The organism is Rhodococcus sp. P4_B6 (genome assembly GCF_056402215.1).
The window spans coordinates 1-1,178 of sequence record NZ_JBFUHV010000447.1 but is presented as its reverse complement, the minus strand read 5'-3'; the positions used below and the strand labels follow the sequence as shown (position 1 = coordinate 1,178).

1 protein-coding gene is annotated in these 1,178 nt (G+C 65.1%); it reads left to right on the top strand.

Annotated elements, in window-relative coordinates; translation table 11 throughout:
- Positions 1 to 298: 298 nt before the first annotated feature.
- The coding region (locus AC1DWT_RS51445; protein WP_477926297.1) for an ABC transporter substrate-binding protein at positions 299 to 1,178 on the top strand (880 nt) is incomplete at its 3' end.

Genomic DNA, 1,178 nt, shown 5'->3' with positions numbered 1-1,178 from the left:
CTCCTCATTTCCACGGGTTGATCTCGGCAGCGCGACCTACCGTCGCATTCCGCCACCGATGTGCCGATCGGCGGTTCGTCTGGCACGTGTCCAGCACTGCCCGACTGCCGGCAGCGCGCACGTCGCACGTCTGAGGAGTCCCAAGGCATATGAGCACAGCACTAGAGCAGATTCGGCAAGCGCACCACACCGTCAGATGCCTGAGAGGTACCCGCCGGCGACAACGGCACGTTCCTACCCGCTCGGCCCGGCGAGCGCACCTGCTGCGGCAACTACACGCGACCCCGGCCGGACAGCGATGAAGCGACGCGCGCTGCTCGCGGGCGCCTGTGCCGGTGTGCTCGCCCTCGTCGTCGGCTGCGCCAACGGCACGGAGTTGTCGTCGGCGAATGGCCGCACCACGATCAAGTTGGCGTCGTCGATCACCGGTAGTTCGTTCCTCGCGGTGACCGCCGGCATCGAGCAGGGGATCTTCGACAAGAACGGCATCGACGTCGAGGTCATCAAGGTCAAGAGCACCGCAGAAGCAACCGCGGCGGTGGCGAGCGGGCAGGCGAACGTCGCAGCCATGCTCACCGAAGGGGTGATCTCTTCCCGGGCATCGGGTTCGGACCTGAAGATCATCGCCAACCTCCTCACCGAGCAGCAGTACATCCTGTACGGCAAGCCGGGCATCGACTCCGTCGAACAGTTCGCCGGGCACAAACTCGCGATCGTCGGACCCGGCAGCGGAGAAACCCTGGCCAAAGGCCTGTTCGCGGCGTCCGGGGTAGATCCGTCAACTGTGGAATACATTGCTTCCGGACCCCTCGCCACCCAGGTGGCTGCCCTATCGGCCGGGCAGGTCGACGGCGCCAGCCTCGTGCCGCCGTACTCCCTCGCCGCAAGCACGGAGGGTGCACGGAAGATCATCGAATTCCGTGACGTGTTCCCGAAGCTGACCCCGCAGGTGTTCGCCGCCAGTGAGCGAGTCCTCGCACCCAACCCGGATGAATTCCGCGCCTTCCTGTCGGCGTACAAGGAAAGCGCCCAATGGGTCGTCGATCACCCCGACGAAGCGATCTCCATCCTGATGAACGACAGCCAGATCAGTTACGACGCCGCCAAGGACGCCTACGACTTCGCGAAGCCGGACTACTCGACCGACGGGCTCGTCGACAAGCAAGGCCTGCAGACCT